This is a genomic window from Bacillus sp. 7894-2, assembly GCF_002272225.1.
In the GTDB taxonomy this organism is placed as follows: domain Bacteria; phylum Bacillota; class Bacilli; order Bacillales; family Cytobacillaceae; genus Cytobacillus.
The window spans coordinates 1-2,610 of the sequence record NZ_NPDG01000095.1; the positions used below are offsets into that span (position 1 = coordinate 1).

Sequence of the window (2,610 nt, forward strand, 5' to 3'; positions counted from 1 at the left end):
AGCTAGACAGTTATCTAACTTCAGAAATATACCTTTAACCATAGATATTGTAAACTTTTTAAAGATTGCCAATTCGGGTATATATTAAAAGAAAGCAGGAATAACTTGTTTTTCGTTGAAGTAACTTACATAGCTTAAAATAGGAGAGGAGCATCCAATTGAAAGTATCATTTCATGGCCATTCAGTAGTAAAAATCGAATCACAGGGAAAAACCATTTTAATAGACCCCTTTATTACCGGAAATAGTTTGACAGACCTAAAAGCTGAGGATCAGAAGCCGGACGTCATCATTGTCACCCATGGACATGGTGACCATCTTGGGGACACGATTGAGCTGGCAAAGCGCAATGATTCTCTTGTCATTGCCAACTTTGAGCTTGCCACCTATCTTGAGTGGCAGGGAGTAAGAACGCATGGAATGTCGATCGGCGGCGGATATAATTTTGACTTTGGAAGAGTGAAGCTGACACCTGCATTTCATGGAACAGGCCTCGAGACGGAAAACCAGGAAATCATCTACCTGGGAATGCCTGCAGGTGTGCTCATCACAATAGAAGGAAAAACCATTTATCATGCAGGGGATACTGGACTTTTCTCTGATATGAAGCTAATTGGCGATCGCCATCCGATCGATTTGGCATTTCTGCCGATTGGAGACAATTTTACAATGGGGCCTGATGATGCAGCATACGCAGCAGAACTCCTGGGTGCCAAAAAGGTTGTTCCCATTCACTTCAACACATTTCCGCCAATCAGGCAGGATCCACATAAATTTATCAGCATGCTCGAAGGTGGAGTCGGGCAGGTTCTCGAAGCAGGGGAATCAATCGAATTGTAATATGAAAACGCAGCTTCTGATGGAGGCTGCGTTTGTTTTTTTATAACTAAATCCCGGCCTGTCCGCATACATTTTAGGGAGGACAGGATAAAGGAGGAAGCAAAATTGAACAAAAACCGATATTTGCTATGCTTGCTGCTTTGCGGCTTGATGCTTTATTATGCAGCTCCAAAAATGGGTGTATTTAATGGAGGGACGGAAGGGATCTTTGCCATCAGCTGGCTGGCCCTTGCGCTTTTTGTCATTGCCGGAAACCTGACTGCATTGCTCTATGCACCGAAAAAAGCGGCTGTTTCGGGAAAGCAGGTGCGCAAATTGGCAGACAGGAAGCGGGCGCACTCCTTAGGCAGGTAATGAAGATTGCCGGAGTCAATTGTATCAAGGCCTCTTTACCCTTATAATGAAAATAAGGAATAATTTGTAGAGGGTGAAAGTCTTGGCTACTAAGCATGAGCAAATATTACAATATATTGATGAACTGCCAATTGGAGAAAAGATATCTGTCAGACAGATCGCCAAGGCGCTCGCTGTGAGTGAAGGTACGGCATACAGAGCGATTAAGGATGCTGAAAATAAGGGATATGTCAGTACAATAGAACGTGTTGGGACCATAAGAATCGAGCGGAAAAAGAAAGAGAATATTGAGAAGCTTACTTTTGCAGAAGTTGTTAATATCGTTGACGGCCAGGTGCTCGGTGGAAGAGCAGGCCTTCATAAAACTTTGAATAAATTTGTTATTGGCGCGATGAAGCTTGAAGCGATGATGAGATACACAGATGCCGGAAATCTGCTGATCGTCGGAAACCGGACACAGGCACACGAATTAGCTTTGAAGGCTGGCGCTGCGGTATTAATTACCGGGGGATTTGATACAGAAGACCATGTCAAAAAACTGGCTGACGATTTGCAGATGCCTGTGATCTCAAGCAGTTATGATACCTTCACAGTGGCGACTATGATCAATCGAGCTATTTATGACCAGCTGATTAAAAAAGAGATTGTACTTGTTGAAGATATCCTCACTCCTCTGCAAGAGGCGATCTTCCTGAAAACAACCGATACAATTGCAGATTGGATGACATATAATCGCGAAACCGGCCACAGCCGATTCCCGGTTGTCGACAATAACCTCAAGGTGCAGGGAGTAGTTACTTCCAAGGATATCATGGGACATGACAAGGAAACGCTAATCGAAAAAATCATGACTAAAAACCCAATGACAGTTGGAGGAAAGACGAGTGTTGCTTCTTCCTCGCATATGATGGTGTGGGAAGGAATTGAATTGCTTCCAGTGGTGGATGAAGGGAATAAACTCGAAGGCATTGTAAGCCGCCAGGATGTTCTGAAGGCTTTACAGATGATACAAAGGCAGCCGCAGGTGGGGGAAACAATTGACGATATTGTCACCAGCCAGCTGGTTATGACAAGGGGGAAAACAAAAGGGGATGACGTCTACCGCTGCGAGGTTACTCCGCAGATGACCAACCACCTTGGAACGATTTCCTATGGAGTCTTTACAACCATTGTATCGGAAGCGGCGAACAGAGTGTTAAGAAGCTATAAAAAGGGAGATCTCGTAGTTGAAAATATGACTGTCTACTTTATAAAACCTGTGCAGATTGAAAGCATGCTTGAAATCAATCCTAAAGTCCTGGAAGTAGGGCGGAAGTTCGGTAAAGTGGATGTTGAAGTTTTTAACGAAGGTGTCCTTGTTGGCAAGGCGATGATGATGTGCCAGCTGATTGACAGGCATTAAAAGAAATGCGGAAGT

General features: G+C 44.0%; 3 protein-coding genes. All 3 read left to right on the forward strand.

Annotated elements, in window-relative coordinates:
• The first annotated feature begins 158 nt into the window (after positions 1-158).
• Positions 159-839, forward strand: a complete 681-nt coding sequence (locus tag CHI10_RS14125; RefSeq protein ID WP_095244885.1) for a metal-dependent hydrolase — start codon at positions 159-161, stop codon at positions 837-839.
• 105 nt (positions 840-944) lie between these two features.
• On the forward strand, positions 945-1,193 hold the full coding sequence (locus CHI10_RS14130; RefSeq protein ID WP_095244886.1) for a hypothetical protein: 249 nt from the start codon (positions 945-947) through the stop codon (positions 1,191-1,193).
• A gap of 82 nt (positions 1,194-1,275) precedes the next feature.
• Complete coding sequence (locus tag CHI10_RS14135; RefSeq protein WP_095244887.1) at positions 1,276-2,595, forward strand: CBS domain-containing protein; 1,320 nt, start codon at positions 1,276-1,278, stop codon at positions 2,593-2,595.
• Positions 2,596-2,610: the final 15 nt, after the last annotated feature.